This window comes from Pedobacter sp. (genome assembly GCF_045627485.1).
Classification (GTDB): domain Bacteria; phylum Bacteroidota; class Bacteroidia; order Sphingobacteriales; family Sphingobacteriaceae; genus Pedobacter.
This window is the reverse complement of sequence record NZ_JAZQNU010000043.1, coordinates 1-2789: the sequence shown is the minus strand read 5'-3', so window position 1 is coordinate 2789 and position 2789 is coordinate 1. Positions and strand designations below refer to the sequence as shown.

General features: G+C 39.1%; 3 protein-coding genes. All 3 read left to right on the top strand.

The window, feature by feature from the left end; translation table 11 throughout:
* Nucleotides 1-1496, top strand: a 1496-nt coding sequence (locus tag ACR2F3_RS03270) for an ABC transporter ATP-binding protein (protein WP_432708547.1), incomplete at its 5' end; no start/stop codon positions are given.
* The gene (locus tag ACR2F3_RS03265) at nt 1496-2422 is read left to right on the top strand and encodes an EamA family transporter (protein WP_432708546.1); all 927 of its coding nucleotides are present in this window, start codon (nt 1496-1498) and stop codon (nt 2420-2422) included. The genes ACR2F3_RS03270 and ACR2F3_RS03265, both read left to right, overlap by 1 nt.
* A 282-nt stretch (nt 2423-2704) precedes the next feature.
* A partial coding sequence (locus ACR2F3_RS03260; protein WP_432708548.1) for a PhnA domain-containing protein occupies nt 2705-2789 on the top strand: 85 nt, incomplete at its 3' end.

Here is a 2789-nt window from a genome sequence, read left to right as displayed (position 1 = left end):
CCGGCTATTTACAAACCAAACTCATGGGAGGGGTAGGTCAACGTATGTTGTACACCCTTAGAAATGCTATTTTTAACAAGTTATTAACGTTACCGGTGGGCTTCTTTAATCAGAATAAATCTGGTGATCTCATCTCTCGGGTAAATAATGATACCGATAAGTTAAACCAATTTTTCAGCCAGGCCTTAATGCAATTTATAGGAAGTATTGTCACCATGGTTGGTGCCGGCATATTTTTATTAGCCATTAATTGGAAACTCGGTTTAGCTACACTGGCGCCTGCACTATTTATTTTGATTTTTACGGCTGTGTTATCGCCATGGGTAAAACGTAAAAATGCAGTTAACCTTGAAAGTGCGGGTAACCTGAGTGGTGAGATTCAGGAAAGCCTCCAAAATTTTAAAGTGATCATCGCTTTTAACCGCCGCGATTATTTTAGAAAAAAGTTTGATGAAGTAAACAAGGAGAATTATAAAACCGCTATTGGTGCTGGTTTGGCCAACAATATTTTTGCACCGGTGTATGGACTGTTCGCCAGTTTTGCACAATTGATTGTATTGCTTTATGGTATTTATCTGATTTCTAAAGGTCAGTTTACCATCGGTTTGCTGGTCAGTTACCTTTCTTATGCCACCAACTTTTATAACCCTTTACGTCAGTTGGCGGCCCTCTGGGCTAACTTTCAGGTAGCAATGGCTGGGTGGGACAGGATATCTAATATCTTATCCATGGAAAACGACCTAGTTGATGTTAAGCCAGGTATTGCAAAACCTAATGCGCCCCTTTTGGCCTTCAAGGATGTGTATTTCGGTTATGAAGGTGGCAAGGAAATTTTACACAACATCAATTTCGAATTAGAGAAAGGCAAAACCTACGCTTTAATTGGCCCCACAGGGGGGGGCAAAACTACAACAGCGTCCTTAATTGCACGATTATATGATCCCACTTCAGGAACTGTTTTTCTGGAAGGACAAGATATCCGTTCCTACTCTGCGGAAGAACGTACTAATAAAATCGGTTTCATTTTGCAGGAGCCTTTCTTGTTTACTGGCAGCGTAAGAGATAATATCCTTTATGGCAACCCATTGTATAAAGATTATACTCCAGAACAACTGGAACAGGTTATTGCAGAGGCCGATTTAAGTGAGTTGCTTGCCATTTTCGATGAAGGATTGGAAACGATGATCAGCTCCGGAACTGATAACTTAAGTCTCGGACAGAAGCAGATTATTGCCTTTATGCGTGCGGTACTCCGTCAGCCGGCATTGCTTATCTTAGATGAAGCAACTGCTAATATCGATACTGTAACCGAGCAGTTGTTAAGTGATATTTTAAATAAACTCCCCAATAAAACTACCCTGGTGATTATTGCTCATCGTTTAAATACGATTCAAAATGCTGATGAGATCTTTTTTGTGAACTCAGGGGAAGTTAAAAAGGCAGGAACTTTACGCCATGCGATGAACATGTTATTGGAAGGAAAAAGAACAAGTTAATGATACAGAAAAGTACGTTCAAATATTATACAGCTGGAATTGTTGCATTTATAATATGGGGTGCCTTTGCCATCCCGCTTAAAGCACTACATGCATATCCCTCTATGCAAATTTTGGAATACCGGGTGTTTACAGCCTTGCTGTTGCTGGCAGTTATCATTCTGACATTTGGAAGGGCCAACCTGAAAAAGGATATTAAGGTATTTAAGGCCTTGTCGCGAACCGAAAGGCTAAAATTAGCTGGTCTGATCTTCATCTCTTCAATTTTGCTGATGGTCAACTGGTTTACCTTTATCTACGCGGTTAATCATGTGAGTTTGACATCTGCGGCCTTTGCCTACATGGTATGTCCTTTGTTAACTGCATTGGGTGGTTTTTTTATCCTTAAAGAACAGTTGACAAGGGTCAAATTGATTGGTTTAGCTATCGCTATCTTTAGCATTTTACTGCTGGCTACCGGGTCTCTCCGGGAAGTATTATGGTCAGTCGGCATTGCCTCGGTTTATGCCATGTACCTGATCATTCAGAGGTTTATTACTCAGGTAAATAGTCTAAATATGTTGGGAATAAATCTGGCCATATCGACGCTTTTTATGTTGCCTTATTTTTTTATTAACGCTGCTCCAGTACCTGAGGCAGTTGATTTCTGGTTGCTTATTCTGGTGGTTGCATTGGTTTTTACCATCATTCCGCTCTTTTTAAACCTTTATGCCCTTATTGAATTGCCGTCTTCTACTTTGGGAATCATCATGTATATCAACCCCATTATTGCTTTTCTAATTGCTTTTATCCACTTTAAAGAACCTTACCATACCAGCCAGCTGTTGGCCTATAGCCTACTCTTTGTGGCGGTTGTAGTATTTAACTTAGGTGCTTTTACAGCAATTAAAGAACGAGCTAAGAATAGCCCCGAAGTCAAAGCATAGATAAGTTATAGTTTGGTTCGTCGTAACGGTATACCGCCTACCAACATGGCACCGGTATTACACCACTGTCGCTAGAGGTTTTCTTCATGGCTACGACAATTTTTATACAAGATGAGAAGATGGTTAATGATGAACACTACATTAACATTCGCGTTTAAACAAAAGATTTGTAAATCAGGTGTTTATAGAAACAAAATCGATATTTTTAATCTATTTAAATGAATTTTTTATATTTGCTAATGTTAAATAATTATTAATTTGTTTTATACTTAGGAAATTGTGATGGAAGTTAAAGATGCAAATGGTAACCTGCTCTCCGATGGGGATTCAGTAGTGGTGATGAAAACTTTAAAAGTAAAAGGATCTT